13 protein-coding genes are annotated in these 20,160 nt (G+C 45.3%); 8 read left to right on the forward strand and 5 right to left on the reverse strand.

Going from position 1 to position 20,160, the window contains the following annotated elements; translation table 11 throughout:
* Positions 1 to 197: 197 nt before the first annotated feature.
* The 5 genes from M1P97_RS14640 (at position 198) to pflA (ending at position 8,484) form a co-directional block, all read left to right on the forward strand.
* A complete protein-coding gene (locus tag M1P97_RS14640; protein WP_249389474.1) occupies positions 198 to 4,127 on the forward strand; it encodes a DUF6383 domain-containing protein in 3,930 nt (1,309 codons plus the stop codon).
* Between the two features lie 286 nt (positions 4,128 to 4,413).
* Positions 4,414 to 4,707, forward strand: coding sequence for a type II toxin-antitoxin system HigB family toxin (locus tag M1P97_RS14645; RefSeq protein WP_195372506.1), 294 nt, complete (start codon positions 4,414 to 4,416; stop codon positions 4,705 to 4,707).
* Positions 4,708 to 4,720: 13 nt separating this feature from the next.
* Positions 4,721 to 5,137 (forward strand): helix-turn-helix domain-containing protein, encoded by a 417-nt coding sequence (locus M1P97_RS14650; protein ID WP_195372507.1) that lies wholly within the window; start codon positions 4,721 to 4,723, stop codon positions 5,135 to 5,137.
* A gap of 316 nt (positions 5,138 to 5,453) precedes the next feature.
* Positions 5,454 to 7,694 (forward strand): formate C-acetyltransferase, encoded by a 2,241-nt coding sequence (gene pflB / locus M1P97_RS14655; protein ID WP_195372508.1) that lies wholly within the window; start codon positions 5,454 to 5,456, stop codon positions 7,692 to 7,694.
* 64 nt (positions 7,695 to 7,758) lie between these two features.
* Positions 7,759 to 8,484: a pyruvate formate-lyase-activating protein gene (gene pflA, locus M1P97_RS14660; RefSeq protein WP_195372509.1), complete on the forward strand. Its 726-nt coding sequence runs from the start codon at positions 7,759 to 7,761 to the stop codon at positions 8,482 to 8,484.
* A 2-nt stretch (positions 8,485 to 8,486) separates the two neighbouring features.
* Here pflA and M1P97_RS14665 read toward each other — a convergent pair whose 3' ends face one another.
* Positions 8,487 to 8,792, reverse strand: coding sequence for a DUF4884 domain-containing protein (locus tag M1P97_RS14665; protein WP_195372510.1), 306 nt, complete (start codon positions 8,790 to 8,792; stop codon positions 8,487 to 8,489).
* 160 nt (positions 8,793 to 8,952) lie between these two features.
* Between M1P97_RS14665 and M1P97_RS14670 the strand changes: the two genes are divergently transcribed.
* The 3 genes from M1P97_RS14670 (at position 8,953) to ahpF (ending at position 12,308) form a co-directional block, all read left to right on the forward strand.
* Complete coding sequence (locus M1P97_RS14670; RefSeq protein WP_195372511.1) at positions 8,953 to 9,858, forward strand: cation diffusion facilitator family transporter; 906 nt, start codon at positions 8,953 to 8,955, stop codon at positions 9,856 to 9,858.
* A gap of 157 nt (positions 9,859 to 10,015) precedes the next feature.
* Positions 10,016 to 10,582 (forward strand): alkyl hydroperoxide reductase subunit C, encoded by a 567-nt coding sequence (gene ahpC, locus M1P97_RS14675; protein ID WP_195372512.1) that lies wholly within the window; start codon positions 10,016 to 10,018, stop codon positions 10,580 to 10,582.
* A 175-nt stretch (positions 10,583 to 10,757) separates the two neighbouring features.
* Positions 10,758 to 12,308: an alkyl hydroperoxide reductase subunit F gene (gene ahpF / locus M1P97_RS14680; protein ID WP_195372513.1), complete on the forward strand. Its 1,551-nt coding sequence runs from the start codon at positions 10,758 to 10,760 to the stop codon at positions 12,306 to 12,308.
* A 48-nt stretch (positions 12,309 to 12,356) separates the two neighbouring features.
* Here ahpF and M1P97_RS14685 read toward each other — a convergent pair whose 3' ends face one another.
* The 4 genes from M1P97_RS14685 to M1P97_RS14700 form a co-directional block, all read right to left on the reverse strand.
* Positions 12,357 to 14,837 (reverse strand): S9 family peptidase, encoded by a 2,481-nt coding sequence (locus M1P97_RS14685; protein WP_249389475.1) that lies wholly within the window; start codon positions 14,835 to 14,837, stop codon positions 12,357 to 12,359.
* A 16-nt stretch (positions 14,838 to 14,853) separates the two neighbouring features.
* Complete coding sequence (locus M1P97_RS14690; protein WP_195372515.1) at positions 14,854 to 16,731, reverse strand: sensor histidine kinase; 1,878 nt, start codon at positions 16,729 to 16,731, stop codon at positions 14,854 to 14,856.
* Between the two features lie 84 nt (positions 16,732 to 16,815).
* Positions 16,816 to 19,137, reverse strand: coding sequence for a glycoside hydrolase family 20 protein (locus tag M1P97_RS14695; RefSeq protein ID WP_249389476.1), 2,322 nt, complete (start codon positions 19,135 to 19,137; stop codon positions 16,816 to 16,818).
* Positions 19,138 to 19,262: 125 nt separating this feature from the next.
* The gene (locus M1P97_RS14700) at positions 19,263 to 20,093 is read right to left on the reverse strand and encodes an MBL fold metallo-hydrolase (protein ID WP_249389477.1); all 831 of its coding nucleotides are present in this window, start codon (positions 20,091 to 20,093) and stop codon (positions 19,263 to 19,265) included.
* Positions 20,094 to 20,160 lie beyond the last annotated feature (67 nt).

The following is a 20,160-nucleotide window of genomic DNA, read 5'->3' on the forward strand; positions in this document are numbered from 1 at the left end:
ATTCCTATCTTCTTTCTTATCAACAGAATAGCAAAGCGAGTACGAAATTACTGCTTTTTGTCATCAAATCGAAATTTCTCAAAAACAGTGACGAGAAAAAACGATCGTTTTAGCTAGTCATTAACATTTGGAAGCCTACCGAGAGTAGGCTGTGAGCGAGTTTTTATAACACTATTATTAATATTAAATTTTAAATTATGAACAAAAAGTTTTCTACGTTAGTGGCTGTCCTTCTGGCAGCCGGTGCTTGGACAACGCTGGATGCTAAGGTGATTGAGGTTTCAACACCGGCAGCTGGTGGTTCTTATTTGGTCGGTACGGGCATTAATGCCGATGGTAGTACTGAGTACACTTTGTTGTTAGGGGCTGATGGAAAAGCAGCCAAGGCTGATAAAGATGCTGTAACTGCAGAATCTCCTGTTTGGAAATTAGTGGAAGCGGAGAAAGGTAAGTATAAATTACAGGCTGCAGATGGCAAGGTTTTTTATGCTGTAAATGGTGAAAACTCAGCAGCTGGTGGTAAGGTTTTGACTTTGTCAGCCGAAGAAATTCAATATTCATTGCCAGTTTTGTTTACTATCGAAGACGGTAGTAAGCTAAAGTTGGCAAATGTTGATGATTTTAGTAACAATACTGATATTACAGGTGAGTTGTACTTAAAGATTGAAGCTTCTCAGTGTTCTCTTGATGCAACAGGTGTTGTTATCGACTTCGGTGTTTACGCTTCAAACAATGAAAATGCGCTTCCCGGCTTTGATTTGAATGTAAGTGACAACGGTGAAGTTGTTTTGGATGCATTTGATGCGTCTAAAACTTACAAAGCTCCTGTTTATTTCCAGACAGAAGACGGTTATCTGACAGTAGCATCTGAAGATGGTAAATTAGTCGTAAAAACATTAAAAGCTGCTCCTACTGCTGCACAATCTTATAATGCATCTTGGATATGGGCAGAAGGAAAGTTGGTTTCTGTTGCTGCTGTTGCTGCAAAAGAAAAAGCGACTCAATTGGTTGTGGCTGATGTTGTTGCAAGAGCTGCTGGCTCTGTGACTTACACATTGGCAGGAACAGGTTCTGAGTTTGCTGTAAAAGATAATGCGATTACTTCTGTTGCTGCTGCTAACTTAGCTGGAACTGCTCTTTATGCATCAGCAAGTGTAAATGCAACTGCTGCTCCGGCATCAACTATTGCTGTAACAGGCAGCCAGAATATTGTTGAAGGATCTTATAAACTGGCAACATCAGTTCCTTCCGGTTATTGCGTAGTTACATTGGGTACCAACAAATATTTGAAAGCTGGCGCAACAGCGACTGTTGAAACAAGTATTTCTGCAAATGATATTGAAGGTTATAAAAACTTCTTGTGGTCTGTTGCAAAAACAGAACTGAATGGAAAAGTTTTCTATAGCTTCACTAGCTTGGCTAAAGGTGCAGATAATAAACCTTATAAATGGACTGTTAGTGGCGAAACTTCATTTGAAGCAAACGAAGCATATGTAGGTCAAGGTATTACTTTGACTGCAGGTGGTAAAATGATTCAGATAGATGCAAATACGGCTGATTCTGAAGCTACTGCCGTTATCGGTTTCTACGAATCTTTTGCTTTGGCTCATACACAGGCTAAATTAAATAGCATCCTTAATCCGGGCTTCGAGCTGACTGTTAAGTACGATAAAGACAAAAACAAAGATAAAACGATTGAAAATGTCGATGTACTGCAGCAAAAAATGTATCCGGAAGGTGACGACGCTGCAACTAAGGTCGCATTGTGGAATAACGAAAAGCTAGACCAAGGTAAAAATGCTAAGAAATTAGTATTGGATACTAAGGGTACTGTAGGTAGTGATGTTATCGGTGAATTCAAGTGGTTAACTCAGAAAGAAATCGATAAGGGAACAACAGGTCAGTACTTGTCTGAATTCCAGTTCCAGTATGCTCAAGGTAATCCTGATGTGATCTCTAAATTAGTTGTAGTAGATAAAGGTAATGTTTCTATCTTGTTCAATGATAACAAATATTATCTGACAACTTCTATCGCTGCTGATGCTAAGTTGCCGTATATCAAACTGGGTGCAAGCAACGTCTACGATGTTAAGAAATTGTTAGGACAGTACCTGAATTTCTCTTATGCTGATACAAGAGCAAATGCAAAAGACAATAGCGAAGAGTATAAGTATGCAGGTGTTTTGGCTGTAACTAATGAGGATGGAACAGATCCGACAGATAATGCTGCGGATTATGTACCAGCAAGTACAGTATTATTGTCTTCTCCGGAAGCACAGTGGGCTGTAATCGCTGCCGATTTGGATAATAATACCTTCACATTGCAGAACCGTGAAAGCGGCATTAAGATTGCAAATGTGCAATTGCGTGAAGTAGATGGCGATAAGTTTATTGTTACATCTGATAATACGGCATTCAATGATGACCTTGTAACTTTGAACAAAACAGCTGCAAAAGGTCAGATCAACTTTGATGGTTACATGCAGACAACTGCAAACGTATTGAGAAATGAAAACTTCTATCTGGGTCAGTATCATGCTATCGAAGGAAATAACAATGCTTATTTCGTTGAAAACCATACTGACAAAGCAAGCCATCAGATCGGTATGACTGCTGAAAAGGAAAATGCCCAGAAATGGAACCTGCGTTTTGCAATGAAAGCGGATAATGAAGGTGAATATACAGAAGTTGATACTGTATTTATTTACACGACATTTGCAACATTGAAAGATGGTAAGATCGTAACTTCAGGTGATGATGCATTGAAAGATACATTGGCTATCCTTCCGTATGCATTCCAGAATGCTTCTAACCGTGAATTTGTTGATTACAAAACAGGTAAAGGTTATGAATTCTATTTCTGTGATCCTGAAAACAAGGATAACGAAGATCAGGATGCTGCTCGTTTCGCTCTGAAGAAGAAACCGAATGACACTTATAACTTCGTAAGAATTGCTCCGGCAGTAACAGAAGCAACTCCTGCTGCAACTAAATTGGATGATAACAAAGTATTTGTTGCCAACAGTGCAGACAAGGGTTCTTTGAAGAATATGCTGACCTATGCTGAAGATCAGAACTCTCTGATGGTTGTTGAAAAAGCTGATTCTCCTGAATATCATAAAATTGCTGCTGCATGGGGTGACACAATCAAGTTGTTCCGTAACGAAAATAACTCACAGGTATTGTATGAAAAACTGGATGCAAAATCAGTTGTCGAAAATGATTCTTTGAGCTTCCTGAACATTGATAATGTAAATCAGTTCAAGGTAAATCCGGCTATTTTTGCAGATACAGCTTATATCAACCGTGTAGATGTTGACGGTGAACTGAACACTTGCTACCAGTATTTACTGGCTGTAAATGTAGATCCTGAAAAGTCTTACTATTGCCCGTACAACCCGACTCACAACACAGACGAGTGGAGAGATGCTAATGGTGGTCCTTGTGCAGATGCAAAAGAAAACAGAGCTGTTCACGGTCGCTTCCTGATCAACCTGATCGATACTGCTAATGTTTACGGTGTAGACCATATCCACAGCAATCCATATATCAATGAAGTTGAAGCAGGTGAAAGCCTTGCCAAGCTGTCATTCGTAGAAGGTGTTCATGCTGGCGATACATTGTATGTAACTCGTAAGGGTGGTGAAGCTGTGAAGATTGCTATGGATTCTCCTGAGTTCAACGTAGCTAAGTTCGCTTTCCGTTATGTGGATAGTGCAGAAAAGATATTCAAAATTCAGACTCAGTGGAAGCCGTATTCTCCGGAAACTGATGTTGATAAAATTGAAAAGGCTGCAACTAACGAAGGTTACCTGAAATGGATCAATGGTACAGTTGTAGTTGTGAATGATTTCGAAAGAGGTGATGTATTCGGTATCGAAGAAAACTACGAAGGTGATCCTGTAGCTAACGAAGATATCACAACTTCTTCAATCAGTGTAATCGCTAAAGAAGGTGCCGTAATTATCAACGGTGCAGCTGGTAAGAAAGTTGCTATCAGCAACGTTCTTGGTCAGACAATTGCTAACACAGTTCTTTCTTCTGACAATGCTACTATCGCTGCTCCTGCAGGTGTAGTTGTTGTAGCTGTAGAAGGCGAAGCAGCTGTAAAGGCTATCGTAAAATAAGAAACTATTTATAATCAATAAATTTAAATTTGACTGCGCGGTGATATCGGACAAGAATCAACCAAGTATCCCGCGAGGGCGAACAAGCAGTCGATATTAATACTAAAGTAATGAAATAAAGTTCTTCTGTTCGATCTCTGTGAAGAGCAAAAACAGACAAAACAAAGCCCCGACAGAAACTCCTGCCGGGGCTTTCTGTGTTAAGTACGGGAACGAATGTGATATTGCTGCGAAAGCTTTGCGTATTGTGAAGTTTTTTATACCTTTGTCATAAAGATAGATTGGAATGAAAATACTACATAGAGAGCGTATTGGTAAATTTTCGACAAAGCATGTAGATGCTGTTCGTCCACTTCAGCGGTGGGTAGACAAAGTAGAAGAAGCTGCTTGGCGGAATCATGCGGATTTGAAACTGGATTTTCCTTCTGCCGACTATGTAGGAAATGGTAGATATGTCTTTAATATAAAAGGTAATAGTTATAGAATGGTCGTAGTGGCGACTTTTGTTGCCGGACTTTTGTCTATACAGTTTATTGGCACACATGAAGAGTATGACAGGATAGATTGTTCAATAATTTAATTACGTAAAGAGAATGGAAAGAAAATTTGAAAATATTACTCACATAGACACGCTTGAATTGTATAATGAAGCTGTGACCTATGTAGATGTGCTTATCAATGAAGCAACAGCAAATGGAGCCTTGGCGGAACCTGATGCAGACAACGAATACACACGTGAAATAGGACGTGTAGGCGGTATGTGTGCTGATTATGAAGCTCTGTATTATAAATCCCAAAGTTTAAAATTCAAGTCACCTCTTATTGTATCAATAGAAAAAGAGTTGAAGAAGCGTTCTTTAAAACAACGCCAGGCAGCTGATTATTTGGATGTAAAAGAATCTACTTTCAGTCAGATAATGACTGGGAAACGTCCTATTTCTATGCGAATGGCAAAACGTTTGTATGAGAGATTGAATATTGACCCGGTATTGATAATGAAGTTTGCGTAAGGGAGAACAAAAACAGATAAAACAAGATAGGTTTAGCGATCAGCTGGCGGATAGCAACAAAGGCTCTCATTAATTTTTTAAGGTCACAATTTGTGATCTTAAAGATTCATATTCATCTTTTTTTGTATTATTTATCATACCATGCCCAGTGATACCTAAAACAGGCGATACCCCCCTGTTAAGGGCCCTTTTTAGTAACTATTTGTAGTGATTTTGACTATTTGGCGTATATCCTGGCTGTGCAATAGTTTCTTGTCACGTATAAAAGCAGTACCTTTGTACCGATAAGTTAAAAACCGAAATAAGCAAAATAGGTATGAAGTTTGAAAACGAGAACTGGGCGCAGTTCAAAGGTGAGATTTGGAAAAGAGAGATTAATGTAAGGGATTTTATCCAAAACAACTACAAACCTTATGAAGGGGACGACACTTTCTTGAAAGACTCCTCAGACAAGACTAAGAAAGTTTGGGATAAATTGACCGAAATGTTTAAGGTGGAAAGGGAAAAGGGTGTTTACGACGCTGAAACAAAATACCCTCAAGGTATAGATACTTACGGACCGGGCTATATAGACAAAGAAAACGAAGTAATTGTCGGCCTGCAAACCGATGCCCCTCTGAAACGTGGTATTTACCCGAAATGCGGAACACGTATGGTGGAAAACAGCCTGGAAGCTTACGGCTACAAGCTGGATCCGATGACAAAAGAAATTTTCACGAAATATAGAAAGACGCATAACGAAGGCGTATTCTCCGCTTATACGGAGGAGATGCTTGCCGCACGTCGTTCCGCTATCATCACCGGGCTGCCGGATGCTTACGGACGCGGACGTATCATCGGTGACTACCGCCGCGTAGCCCTTTACGGTACGGAAATCCTGATCGCAGAAAAGAAACATTATCTGAAAAGACTCGATATACAGGAACTGACCGAAGAAATCATTCAGAGCCGTGAAGAGATCTCCGAACAGATCAAGGCTTTGAAAGCCTTCGAAAAGATGTGTGCCGGTTATGGTTTCGATGTTACGAAACCGGCCAAGGATGCACGCGAAGCTGTTCAGTTCGTATATCTGGGTTACCTGGCTGCCGTAAAAGACCAGGATGGTGCGGCCATGTCATTGGGACGTACCTCTACTTTCCTCGATATTTATATTGAAAAAGATATCCGCGAAGGCAAATTGACGGAAGAAGAAGCGCAGGAGCTGATCGACCAGTTTATCATCAAACTGCGTATCGTTCGTTTCCTTCGTACTCCGGAATATAACGACCTGTTCTCAGGTGACCCTGTTTGGGTGACTGAGTCTCTGGGCGGACAGGGGGTAGACGGCCGTTCACTGGTGACGAAGACCTCTTACCGCTATCTGCATACATTATACAACCTCGGCCCGGCGCCGGAACCCAACCTGACAGTATTGTGGTTCAACAACGCTCCTGAAAACTGGAAACGTTTCTGTGCGAAGGTATCCATCGATACTTCGGCTATCCAGTATGAGAACGACGATCTGATGCGTCCGGATTATGGCGACGACTATGGCATCGCCTGCTGTGTGTCGCCGATGAAGATCGGTAAGCAGATGCAGTATTTCGGTGCACGTGCCAACCTGGCTAAATGTCTGTTGTACGCCATCAACGGTGGCCGCGATGAACGTTCGGGTGTACAGGTTGCTCCCCGGTTCGAACCGATCACCAGCGAATATCTGGATTACAACGAAGTGATGGAGAAATACGAACAGATGATGCGCTGGCTGGCTAAAGTCTATGTGAACGCTCTGAAGATCATCCATTACATGCACGATAAATATGCTTACGAAGCTTTTGAAATGGCTCTGCACGACGGTTCTGTGGAACGTATCCGCGCAACAGGTATTGCCGGTCTTTCTATCGTTGCCGACTCGTTGGCAGCTATCCGCGATACAAAAGTGAAAGTAATCCGCGACGAACGTGGCCTGGCTGTCGGTTTCGAACGCGAAGGCGAATATGTTCCTTTCGGTAACAACGACGACCGTACCGACAGTATCGCTGTCGACATCACTGAAAAGTTCATGGAATATTTGCGCCAGCACCAGACATACCGTAATGCGACTCCGACACAGTCTATCCTGACCATTACCTCCAACGTGGTATACGGTAAGAAGACGGGGGCTACTCCCGACGGACGCGAAGGCGGTACGCCGTTTGCTCCGGGTGCCAACCCAATGAACGGACGCGATACGAAAGGGGCTATCGCTGCACTGGCATCTGTTGCCAAACTGCCTTTCCAGCATGCACACGACGGTATCTCTTATACTTTTGCCGTATCTCCTGCAACGCTGGGTAAGGAACGTGATATTCAGATCGCCAATATGGTTGGCCTATTGGACGGTTACTTTACTCCTGACGGCGGACAGCACTTGAACGTAAACGTGTTCGACAAGGAACTGTTGCTCGACGCCATGGAGCATCCGGAAAACTATCCGCAGTTGACTATCCGCGTATCCGGTTATGCGGTAAACTTCGTGAAGTTGACACGCGAACAGCAGTTGGATGTAATTTCAAGAACAATCAATCACTCTTTATAAAGGTTAATGAAAGGAAGCTCCGGTTCCCGTGTCTGACACGGGAATCGGTCGGCTTTTAAGATATATGCTTACAGGGAAAATTCATTCTTTAGAAAGTTTTGGGACTGTGGATGGTCCCGGGATACGTTTTGTTGTCTTTATGCAAGGTTGTCCGCTCCGTTGCCTGTATTGTCATAACCCGGATACCTGGGACAGTAAGGGCGGTGCTAAATACCGGATGGCGCCGGACGAGTTGCTGGCGGAAGTATTGCGGTACAAGAATTTCATTGCTAAGGGCGGCGTAACCGTTACCGGGGGAGAACCCTTGTTGCAGGCCGAATTCCTTACTGAGTTTTTCCGTCTTTGCCGGGAGGAAGGTATTCATACGGCATTGGATACATCCGGCTATATCTGTACCCCGAAAGCGCTGGAGGTACTTGAACAGGTCGACCTGGTACTGCTGGATATAAAAACGATCGATCCCGAATTACATCCTCGTCTGACGGCTGTAAAGCTGGATAATACATTGCGTTTCCTGGATGAGTTGGAGAAGCGTGGTGTTCCTGTGTGGATTCGTCATGTCATTGTTCCCGGACTGACTGATAATGATGAAGCCTTAGACAAACTTGCCGGATATATCAGTCGATATAAGGTGGTTCAGAAAGCAGAACTTCTGCCTTATCATACGATGGGCGCGTATAAATATGAGGCGCAAGGAATAGATTATAAACTAAAGGACGTAGAGCCCCTGTCTGCCGAACGTCTGGCAAATGCAAAAGAGATATTTAAGAAACATGGCATCACCGTGTGACCTTATTCAATCGGTTCCCTGTGGATTTTTACCGGTTGCCTGCGTATCTTATTGACAATACGGACACTGTCGTTCTCGATGCTCGTTACGTCTCCCTGGCAGTTGGTGAAATAGATGTAATTCCCCATATCCATAAACCGGTATACCTTACAACCATCGTGCTCAAACAGATACTCGACTTTGTAACTGGGGTTGTTTTCCGGTGCCGATTTGGCGATGGGTGTTCCCGCCAGGCCACAGGCTGTGAAACCGACGATATAAGACAATAGTGCACCTACCGAAAGGATGAAAAAACAGATCCTTCTCATATTCTTTTTCTTTTAATTTACTTCGTCTCCAAAGGTAGCGAATTTCAAATAAGACATGGTATAACCGTATGACATTTTACCTACAATCAGGTATATTTTTATTGTCTGGAAAAACATAGTTTTGTCCCATATTGTTACTCAAATAAAACTAAGAACGAATATGGAACAACATCATCACGACCATCATCACCACGAAATAAGCTCTTTGAATAAAGCCTTTATTATCGGTATTGCCTTGAATCTGGCGTTTGTCGTTGCTGAGTTTGCGGCAGGCTTCTGGTATAATTCGCTCGGTTTATTATCGGATGCCGGGCATAACCTGGGGGATGTGGCGAGCCTCGTGCTTGCCATGCTGGCTTTCCGGCTGGCGAAGGTGCATCCTACCTGTAAATATACGTATGGATATAAGAAAAGTACCGTTCTGGTGTCCCTGTTGAATGCGGTTATCCTGCTGGTGGCCGTCGGTATCATTATTGCCGAGAGTATAGGGAAGCTGCTTTATCCGCAACCGGTCGAAGGGGATGCCATAGCCTGGGTGGCTGGTGTAGGAGTGGTTATAAATGCACTGACGGCCTGGCTTTTTATGAAGGATAAAGACAAGGACCTGAATGTAAAGGGGGCGTACCTGCACATGGCGGCCGATGCATTGGTTTCGATCGGTGTGGTTATCTCCGGTATCGTGATTGCTCATACGGGATGGTATATTATCGACCCGATCATCGGTTTGCTGATAGCTATTGTCATTATTGTTTCCACCTGGGGGTTACTACGCGATAGTATCCGACTTTCGTTGGATGGTGTGCCTGCGGGTACGGATATCGACAAGGTGGAATATGTGATTCATGGGGTGAAGGGTGTAGAGGGAGTGCATCACCTGCATATATGGGCGATCAGTACTACCGAAACGGCCCTTACCGCACATATCGCCATCTGTAATATTTCAGAAATGGAACGTATCAAACAGGAGATAAAACATGACCTTTTACATGTCGGTATCCAGCATGCCACACTCGAGTTTGAAATGTCCGGTATCCAGTGCGATGGGCGTTGTTGCTCAGGTAAATAGCACCGGATTATAAACGTGATTTACTGATACTCAAAGATTTTGTCTATGAGCACATAAAACCTTTCGATTGGATTTTTTGTTCTTACCTCAAATCGGCAACTTATCTTTGCATCAGAAACAAAAACAAATAGTAATAACAATTAAAATAGTAAATACAATGGAACCTATTATCAATTCACAAGCACCCGAGTTTAAAGTACAGGCATTTCAGAATGGAAGTTTCAAAACGGTAAGCAGCGAAGATATCAAAGGCAAATGGTCTATCTTCTTTTTCTACCCGGCTGACTTTACATTTGTTTGTCCGACTGAACTGGTAGATATGGCTGACAAATATGATCAGTTCCAGGCTATGGGCGTAGAGGTTTACTCTGTAAGTACAGACTCACACTTCGTACACAAAGCATGGCATGATGCTTCTGAAACGATCCGTAAGATCAAATACCCGATGTTGGCAGACCCCACAGGTGCTCTGAGCCGTGCATTCGGTGTGATGATCGAAGAAGACGGTATGGCTTACCGCGGTACATTCCTGGTTAATCCGGAAGGAAAGATCAAACTGGCTGAAATCAACGATAACGGTATCGGCCGTAATGCAGACGAACTGCTTCGTAAAGTAGAAGCTGCCCAGTTTATCGCAGCTAACCCGAGTGAAGTTTGCCCTGCCAAGTGGAAAAAAGGTGGTGAAACACTGAAGCCGAGCATTGATCTGGTCGGCAAGATCTAAGAATAATAAACGGAGGCCGGCAACTATATTGTCGGCCTTTTTTGTCTTTGAGAGTATTTTAGTTTCATAGTAGTGAAACAACTGTTTCTATTAGGTGAAACAAGTGTTTCACTACTATGAAACAACTCTCAAGTCAGGAGAAAAAAGAACAAGTATAATATAGAAGGATTTAATAATGTTAGACTCATCAATGAAAAATCAGTTATCCGGTATTTTTGCCGGACTGACGAACGAATATATGTTTGATGTTCAGGTATCCCCTGAACACGAAAGTCAGAAAGAACTTTTGGAACTTCTGAATGATTTAGCTTCCTGCTCTGATAAGATTTCCGTTCAGGTGACAGACGGCAAAGGACTGGAATTCTCTCTGTTGAAGAATGGGGAAAAGACCGGTATCAAATTCCGTGGTGTTCCTAACGGACACGAATTTACCTCCTTACTGTTGGCTATCCTGAATAGCGACGGCAAAGGAAAGAATATACCCGACGAAAGCATCTGTAACCGGGTGAAAGCCCTGAACGGCCCGATCAAACTGACAACGTATGTGTCGCTGACGTGTACGAACTGTCCCGATGTCGTACAGGCACTCAATGCAATGGCTACCCTGAACCCGGAGATCAGCCATGAGATGGTAGACGGCGCGATCAACCAGGAAGAGGTGGAAGCAATGAAAGTACAGGGCGTGCCTTCTGTGTTTGCCGACGGTAAACTGCTCCATGTAGGCCGTGGCGATTTCGGCGAATTGCTGGCTAAACTGGAAGCCCGGTATGGGGTGAAAGAAGAAGAGTTGCCGGTAGTGGAAAAGAATTACGATGTCATTATCGTGGGCGGTGGCCCTGCCGGAAGTGCGGCCGCTATCTATACCGCACGCAAAGGGTTGAAAGTTGCTGTAGTGGCCGACCGTGTAGGCGGTCAGGTGAAAGAAACGGTCGGAATAGAAAACCTTATTTCCGTTCCTCAGACAACCGGTCAGCAACTGGCTCTCGACCTTATGTCGCACATGAATGATTATCCTATCGATATCCTTGAACACCGTCGGGTGGATAAGGTTGAACTGGTAGGAAAGGATAAAATATTGACAACCTCTACCGGCGATAAACTTATAGCCCCTGCCGTGATCGTAGCTACGGGAGCAAGCTGGCGTAAGCTGAACGTTCCCGGTGAGAGTGAATATATCGGACGCGGCGTTGCCTTCTGTCCGCATTGCGACGGTCCTTTCTATAAAGGAAAGCATGTTGCCGTTGTAGGTGGTGGAAACTCAGGTATCGAGGCGGCTATCGACCTGGCTGGTATCTGTTCGAAAGTGACTGTCCTGGAATTTGCCGATACGCTGAAAGCCGACCAGGTATTGCAGGATAAACTGTATAGCCTGCCGAATGCAGAAGTGTTCAAAAGTTCACAGACGATGGAGGTGATCGGTAACGGAACAAAAGTGACCGGTATCCGTGTCAAAGACCGTGAGACTGAGCAGGAACGCACAATCGATTTGGATGGTATCTTTGTCCAGATCGGCTTGGCAGCCAACAGCGGTGCTTTCCGTGAGGTAGTGGATACGAACCGTCCGGGCGAGATTGTGATCGATAGCCATTGCCGTACCAGTGTGCCGGGTATTTATGCGGCCGGTGATGTTTCGACTGTCCCTTACAAGCAGATCATTATTTCGATGGGTGAAGGCGCAAAAGCGGCCCTGACTGCTTTCGAAGACCGGATGCGAGGAATAGTGTAACAGTATATATAAAAAAAGAAGAGGGTGTTTTGACACACCCTTTTCTTTTTATAAGGACTTGGCTGGATATAAGGCTTCCCACCACTGTGGTTGTTCTTTCAGCCATTTGGCGAACCAGGCGTAGATTGTGTTATTCCATTCTGCCCGTTTCTTATAATCGAAGATCTGATGATTTTGTCCGTTTACCTGGATAAAGGCGGTTTCCTTACCAAGCAATTTCAGGGCGGTAAACATTTGGATACTTTCTCCGACAGGCACATTCGTATCGACGGAACCGTGCAGGAAGAGGATCGGGGTGTTGATCTTATCGGCATGGAACAACGGACTTTGCTCTACGTAGATATCCCGGGCATTCCAGGGATAGCTGTTTGCCGTTGCCAGCGAACTGTATGAATATCCCCAGTAACCTTCTCCCCAATAACTTGTAATGTCGCTGATACCGGCATGTGAGATAGCTGCTGCGAATATATCCGTTTTTGTTTGCAGGTACTGTGTCATGAAACCTCCGTAAGAGGCTCCGATACAACCGATCTTCTTGGCATCTACAAAATTATGTTCTGCGCAGAACTTCTTTGTTCCTTCGATGATTTCGTCACCAGTGCGTTTCCCCCAGGCATTGACGTGGCGTGCAGAGAATTCCTGTCCGAAACCAGTCGCCCCGCTGGGCTGGATAATATAAACGATATAGCCCAATGCGGCATACGCATGCGAGGGATAACGGTTTTCCAACGAACGTTCCGTCGGGCTTGTTCCGCCGTAATAGTTTACGATCAACGGGTATTTTTTGTTCGGATCGAAATGGGGAGGCAGGTAGTAGCGTCCGTAAATTGTATCACCGGCAGCAGCCTGGAAGTTCCAGTCGTGTACCTCGCCCAGTGTGACATCTTTCAATATGGTTTCCGACAGGTTTTTCAGGCAAACGGTTGTATTCTTTTTCAGGTTGACTGAGTAAAGACGCTGCGAGTTGGAAGCACTTTCACCGAAATAAACCAGTTCGGGAGCCGCCTCTGCCAGGGTGAAATCAGAAAGGATCTCTTCTTTCAACGGAACCGGATTGATCTTTCCGTTAGACGGATTGAGAACATACAGGCGGACACAATCTTTATCTTCGCCCTGGAGATAGATCTGTTTATCGTTGCTGTTCCAGGTGAAAGACTGGATAGACGGATCAAAGTCTTTGCTTACAGGAGACACTTCTTTACTCTCCGGATCATAAATGAATAATTGCCCGTCGGCAGTATTGGAGGTTTGTCCCGGTGCAATCTTCAATCCGATACCGTTGAAGGCTTCTCCCGAGCCTTCGATCGCCAACAGTTTTCCGTCTGGAGAGAAACCGGCACGACCGATAAAGGCGTCTTTCAGTAATGCTTCGGTCTGCATGGTCTGCAAATCCATGCGGTAGAGTGTGTTGATGCTGAACGGACGCCGGGTCAGGGTTCGCTCGCTGCTGCTGAAGAGGATATAACGGCCGTCTTTCGATATATCGTTGAGGTGGGTAGAGTTGTATCCGTAGGTCAGGCGTTCGAACAGGCCCGTTGCCAAGTCGTACTTATGAAGGAAAGAACGGTTACGCCAGCCGGGTTGACGGTCGTCGGGGACAAGTATTTCTTCCATATCCTTGTCTTTCTTCGGCCCTTCTTCTGAAACGGTGAAGATCAGGTAGTTTTCGGTCGGGGCGAATACGAACCAGCCATCGGGCAGGTTACGGGAAAGGATGCTTTCTGCCTGGGTGGCGGGATCGATCGTTACCAGTTCTTTGCCTTCCATTCCTTCGCGGGTATAATACAGGCGGTTGCTTTTAGGCATCCAATTGTAGTTGTTATTGCTGTTTTCGATAACGACCTGCCCGGTGGCCCTGTCAGTAACTTGCTGGTATGACTCGGTCTTACCGCCGGGGTAGGTGGTCTGGTAAGCGGTCAGCAGATATTTACCGTTGGGCGAAAGGCTTACCGAACGGAAACGGGTTCCGTCAAATACCTCGCTGATGGTGTATCGCTTTTCCGGGTTGGTAGTGGCTGTCACCACTGCTTCGGCTTCCGTGTTGAATGTGACTTTTAGTGACTCTGCTTTGTTTGCTTCGGCCAGGTATTTGATAACGATCTCATAACGGTGGGGCTCCAGCGAGAGTGTGATCTTACCGTCGGCTGGTGTTTGCTTTTCATTATTTATATATACTTCGTATGTCTCCGGACCTTTTACCAATAGGTCACCTTTTACATATCGGTCGCTGTTGAGGTAGAAGGAGGCTAGTCCGATCTGATAGGGCTGGGAGGAAGTAGGGAGTTGTCCTTCTCCGTTGGCGTTGGCATCCAGCAGTTGTGTACTTTGGCGGACGTTGCTGAACGGGACGGCTGTTTTCAGTAGTTCTTTTTCGGTGAACTTCTTGCTGTTTACATCGAGGCTGTCGTTGAGGAACGGCTTCTTTACCTCGTAGGGGCCGGCGTATCTGAACTGTTTCACTGTCACCTCTTCGGCAAATAGGTTGTAGCAGGAACAGATGGCGGCCAGGAATAGCATGTTTCTTTTCATGGCGAATGATGTTTTGTTATAATGCCACAAAGGTATTTATTTTAATGGTAAACCAGAATAAAGTTCCTACCCCTTCTTCCGACTCCACCTTGATTTCTCCCCCAAGCTTTTCTACAATGGTTTTACAGATGGAAAGTCCTAATCCCGTACCTTGCTGAAAATTGTTCAGTTTGACGAAACGGCCGAATACCGATCCTACCTTGTCGGCCGGAATGCCGCAGCCGGTATCTTGTACGTAAAAACGCAGCATATGGCCTTCCTGTCGGTAACCGAAACGGATGCTTCCCCGGGTGGTGAACTTCATGGCGTTGTTCAATAGGTTGGTAATGACCTGGGTCAGGCGGTTACGTTCCGTATGGATGATACATTGCGGCAAACGTTCTTCGAAAGAGATCTGAACCTCCGGGTATTTGTTGCGGAGCTGGCAGCTTTGCTCTATTTCCGTTAACAAGCTGTTCAGGTCTACATCCGAATAGGTGAATTCGAGAGTTCCGGCCTCTATTTTGGAGAGGTCGAGTATGTCGTTGATAAGTTGAAGCAATAATTGGTTGTTGTTCTCGATGATCCTTGCGAACTCCTGCCGCTCTTCCAGGGCATCTTCATTGGCCAGGAGGGTGGAGAAGCCTACGATGGCATTCAGCGGGGTACGTATCTCGTGGCTCATATTGGCCAGGAAAGCCGATTTGAGGCGGTTGGCTTCTTCCGCTTTTTCACGTTCGCGTATTTCTTGTTTCATCCGCCAGTAAAAGCGGAGTCTCATGACGAGGATGGCGACCACGGCACAGATCAGTGCTATTATACTGATTATGGCCAGTTTGTTACGATCGTAGAAACTGGGTGGACGTTGGTAGTAGACGGCGTCGCCGGGATAGAGGTGGCTGTCGGTATTGTGCATTTTCAGGTGGCGGTAGTTCAGGTATGTACGTGGCGTTCCTCCTGTGTGTGGCTGGATGTCATGGGCGGGGGTGCCTTCGAGTATTTTTTCTAAGGTATGGATCGTTTCACGGCTGTAGTCCGATAGTGAGATGTAATGTCCTCCGGCAAAGTTGCCGTCTTCCACCAACTGGTCGGCAATGGTGAATACCGGGTAATGGGAGAAACCGTAGACGATCCGTTGTATATTGTCGTTCAGGTAGTTTCTTTGGTCCTGGAGTTGTTTGGAGAACCAGGAGTAATACAATATGCCGGTATCTTTGTTGTAGCGGGAGATTGTGTCGAGTAATTGTTCGGTGGAGATACGGGTTGTGGTGAGAAGGTGTAGTTTCAGTGAAGGATAATAATCGGCTATGGTTTGTTCCACTTCCTGTTGGGCGCACAGGCTGATATAACGGTTGTCGGATATGAATGCTATATTTTTGATTTCGGGCTGTATACGCTGCATCAGTTCGAGTGTTTCTTTGATATAGAAGGTCTGGTATAAGGCTGTTACATTATAGCCTTTCATGATCCGATCGGCGGGGACAAGCATCTCGGGGGATATATTCCGTGAAAGGAGGTCCTCTATGCTGGGCGGCATTAGTTCACGTGAATAGCAGATCAGGACGGGAACATCTTTCCACTCGTTGTCGAATAAGGGACGACATACCACCCATCCGGGATCGCCCATAAAGACAACGACTTTGGGGCGTTGGGGAAATTTCTTTAGTAAAGAGTTTCTCTTAATACCGGCTTCCTCCGTGTTTGCAATGGTCGGGACCATCAGTTCTTCCGTTTCGATTGCATATTGCGATCCCATGAAATGTTCGTAAATGGCTTGATAGGCACCGTTTGTCCAGGCTTCATCGAAGTTGACGGAGTTGAGAACAAGAATATATTCCTGCTTGCCTTGATCTTTCGCGCTTATTAGTGTGAAAAGACTGAGTAAAAGGCTTAGTATTATGACTGTTTTTCGCATAAAGCCTGTATAGATTAAAAAGCCGGTTAAAGTCCTACGTCCGGAAGAGGTAGGTCTTTAACCGACTCTTTCTTTTTGTATACCCTATTGAATAATAATTTCGTCTACAAACAGGTAAGCCGGATTACCCGCGCCACCATGCCATGCCGGCAACTTATCGCTTTTGATGATTACTTCCACATAGCGTGCTTTTACCGGGGCAAAAGTAATTTCCTGTGGATAAATACCATCTTTGTCGGATTGTTTTAATGAAGGGATCACCTTGGAGGTCACTTCCTTGAAGTTCTGGCCGTCCTCGGATACCTTTACCGTCACTCCGGCTGCTCCCATGATCCAGTCGCCTTTTACGACATTGGTGTTGAAGGCTACCTTGCTGATTTCAACCGGTTGTTTCAGGTCGATCGCAGCGTCGAGGTCTTTTCCCTGGAAGCCCAGCCAGCGGCCGGTCTTATAGTTTGTGTCGCCAGTCAAACCGTCTGTCAGTTCGATACCACCGTTAAAGTCGTATCCTTTACTCGGAGCAACACGCAAGGTAACGGGTTTCGCTGTCGATTTGCTGAAGTTGATCTTTTCAGAGAATACGCGGCTGTTGCCGGAAGGACGTACAACGACTGCTTTTATCGTTCCGTCTTCCTTTATTTTAACAGGGGCTTCATATTTGCTGCTAGCACTGGTCGGTTCGCTGCCATCCAATGTGTAGTATATATCACCGTCTCCCATTGTGGACAGGTTTACAACAATCTCGCCGTTCTCCGTATCGGTGGTGAATTCAGCGTGGATGTCGAAGATGTTCTTGGCATAGTTGTAACCCAGGTGGTCGTATAATTTAGTCATACGGACGAGACGAGGCAGGAAACTCTGGTATTCTTTCTTGCCCGGATCTGTCCACTGCACTTCGGCCAGGGCTGCCATACGTGGCATTACCATATATTCCACCTGTGAGAAGGTCGGGATATATTCAGTCCACAGGTTAGCCTGTACACCGATCACATATTTCTTGTATTCGTCGGGGATACCGGCAGTCGGTTCCAATGAATAAACCCGTTCCAGCGGCAGGTAACCACCGATTGCCAACGGTTCGTTTTCCGTGTCGGTCGACTGGTAGTAGTCGAAATACAGATAGGTATTCGGAGTCATGATCACATTGTGGTTTTGTTTGGCAGCTTCGATACCGCCGTCTACACCACGCCAACTCATCACAGTTGCGTTAGGAGCCAGTCCGCCTTCCAGGATTTCATCCCAACCGATGATGTGGCGGCCTTTGCTTTCCACGAATTTTTCCATACGGGAGATTACATAGCTTTGCAGATATTCTTCCGCACTGTGTTTGTTGTCTCCCTTGATACCTTCCGCTTTGATACGGGCCTGGCATTTCGGACAGGTTTTCCAGCGTACTTTCGGACATTCGTCACCGCCGATATGGATATATTCGGAAGGAAAGAGGTCGATCACTTCCGATAATACATCTTCCAGGAATCCCATTGCTTTGTCGTTACCGGCACAGATCACGTCGTCGGAGATACCCCATTGTGTCCATACTTCATACGGACCGCCTGTACAACCCAGGTCCGGATAAGCGGCCAGCGCAGCCTGCTGATGACCGGGCAGGTCGATTTCGGGAATGATCGTGATGAAACGTTTTTGGGCGTAAGCGATTACGTCGCGGATTTCGTCCTGTGTGTAGAAACCACTGTACGGTTTGCCGTCATATTCACCGGAGTTACGTCCGATCACGGTTTCTTTACGTTGAGAACCGATGGTAGTCAGTTCCGGATATTTCTTGATCTCGATACGCCATCCCTGATCGTCGGAAAGATGCCAGTGGAAAGTGTTCATATTGTGCAGTGCCAATATGTCGATGTATTTCTTGATAGAGTCGGTAGGGAAGAAATGACGGGATACATCCAGGTGCATGCCACGATAGGCAAAGCGGGGATAATCGTTGATCGTTACGGCCGGAAGCTCGATGTTCATTCCTTCTGCCACTGCCGGGATCGATTTGCGCAATGTCTGTATACCGTAGAATACACCGGCTTCGGTAGCACCTGCCAGTTCGATACCTTCGGGAGTTACCGTCAGGCGATACCCTTCAGGGTTGGAGATGCTTTTGTCGATAGAGAGGTTGATAGGTTTAGCACTTTTGTCGGTTACTACTTTCGGTGCGTAGCCGGTTGCTTCTTTAATATAGGAAGCCAGGAACTCGCCAGCCTGTTTCAGTAAGTCATTCCCTTCCGGGTAGCTGATAGAAGTAGAAGGCGTTAAGATGAAAGGAGTCCCGTTTGTCAGGGAAACATCCTGCGGCAGGGGAATGATTTCATAATCACCGGTAGCAACTTTACCGTCGGAACAGGCCACCATTCCTGCAAAAGCTGCGAAAAGCAGCGCGTACTTGCTTAGTTTATTCATGCGTTATTAAAAGTTATAAATGATAATGTCTTTTTTAGATTGTTTTATATTCTGTTAGAGATTGCGTTCAAAGATAATAATTTATTTCATATGTGTAATAATCAGGTAGTAAAGGACGCAAATTATTATAAATCTATCACTTTGTCTTTTTTGAAGAAGTTGCTTACTTTTTTCACGGTGCTGCATTTGGTGTAGGCATCATGGCAATAGATCAGTACCTGTCCTTCGCGGGCAGCTTCTTCGAGCATACGAATCTTTTCCTGATAGGAGGTGACCGGATAGGTGTCGTAGGCTGATATCCATTCGGGTGAGACGCTCGCGGCAAGGGGTATTACGTCTCCGGCAAAGACAAAAGTCTGTTCAGGAGTCGTGATGTAAGGGACCAGTTGTCCGGGCGTATGACCGTCGAAGATACGGAGTTCGATGCCGGTGCATAGCTCCGTATCGGTGTCGATAAGGCGTAACAGTCCTCTATCTGCAACAGCCTGCATGTTTTCCATGAAGTAAGAGTCTTTTTCCAGCGGGTTCGGATGCAGGAAATTTTCCCATTGTTTGCGGCTGACCCAGTGGACGGCATTAGGGAATGACGGATATAACTCGCCGGCTTCCTCATTCTTTCGGGTGGTATAACCACAATGGTCGAAGTGCAGGTGGGTGAGTACGACGTCCGTTACCTGCTCCGGAGAAACACCTCTTTTTCGCAATTCATCTTCCAGATCGGCCAGGTCGAAGAAGTTGTAATAGCTGAGTTGGCTGATGTGTTTGTCTCCTGCACCGTTGTCGACAAGGACTACTTTTTCAGGAGCCTTTGATATTAGTAGGCTTCTCATCGAGAGGATGCAACCGTTCGTTTCGTTACTCGGATAACGACGGCTCCAGGCTGTCTTCGGAATGGCACCGAACATAGCTCCGCCATCCGCGTAAAAACATCCTGTGTCTATTATCTGTATCTTCATTTCACTTTTTTTTTGTCAAAGATAAGCAAGTTTTTTCTATCAGCGATACGTTGAAGCTTGATGAAAT

The organism is Parabacteroides leei, from assembly GCF_023369805.1.
In the GTDB taxonomy this organism is placed as follows: Bacteria; Bacteroidota; Bacteroidia; order Bacteroidales; family Tannerellaceae; genus Parabacteroides; species Parabacteroides leei.

What these genes read in the sequence shown, in the direction of transcription:
- M1P97_RS14670 (WP_195372511.1), top strand. Translation starts at nt 8,953, where the DNA reads ATGGAACAACATCATCACGACCATCATCACCACGAAATAAGCTCTTTG.
- M1P97_RS14650 (WP_195372507.1), top strand. Translation starts at nt 4,721, where the DNA reads ATGGAAAGAAAATTTGAAAATATTACTCACATAGACACGCTTGAATTG.
- M1P97_RS14685 (WP_249389475.1), bottom strand. Translation starts at nt 14,837, where the DNA reads ATGAAAAGAAACATGCTATTCCTGGCCGCCATCTGTTCCTGCTACAAC.
- M1P97_RS14695 (WP_249389476.1), bottom strand. Translation starts at nt 19,137, where the DNA reads ATGAATAAACTAAGCAAGTACGCGCTGCTTTTCGCAGCTTTTGCAGGA.
- pflA (WP_195372509.1), top strand. Translation starts at nt 7,759, where the DNA reads ATGCTTACAGGGAAAATTCATTCTTTAGAAAGTTTTGGGACTGTGGAT.
- pflB (WP_195372508.1), top strand. Translation starts at nt 5,454, where the DNA reads ATGAAGTTTGAAAACGAGAACTGGGCGCAGTTCAAAGGTGAGATTTGG.
- M1P97_RS14645 (WP_195372506.1), top strand. Translation starts at nt 4,414, where the DNA reads ATGAAAATACTACATAGAGAGCGTATTGGTAAATTTTCGACAAAGCAT.
- M1P97_RS14640 (WP_249389474.1), top strand. Translation starts at nt 198, where the DNA reads ATGAACAAAAAGTTTTCTACGTTAGTGGCTGTCCTTCTGGCAGCCGGT.
- M1P97_RS14700 (WP_249389477.1), bottom strand. Translation starts at nt 20,093, where the DNA reads ATGAAGATACAGATAATAGACACAGGATGTTTTTACGCGGATGGCGGA.
- M1P97_RS14690 (WP_195372515.1), bottom strand. Translation starts at nt 16,731, where the DNA reads ATGCGAAAAACAGTCATAATACTAAGCCTTTTACTCAGTCTTTTCACA.
- ahpC (WP_195372512.1), top strand. Translation starts at nt 10,016, where the DNA reads ATGGAACCTATTATCAATTCACAAGCACCCGAGTTTAAAGTACAGGCA.
- M1P97_RS14665 (WP_195372510.1), bottom strand. Translation starts at nt 8,792, where the DNA reads ATGAGAAGGATCTGTTTTTTCATCCTTTCGGTAGGTGCACTATTGTCT.
- ahpF (WP_195372513.1), top strand. Translation starts at nt 10,758, where the DNA reads ATGTTAGACTCATCAATGAAAAATCAGTTATCCGGTATTTTTGCCGGA.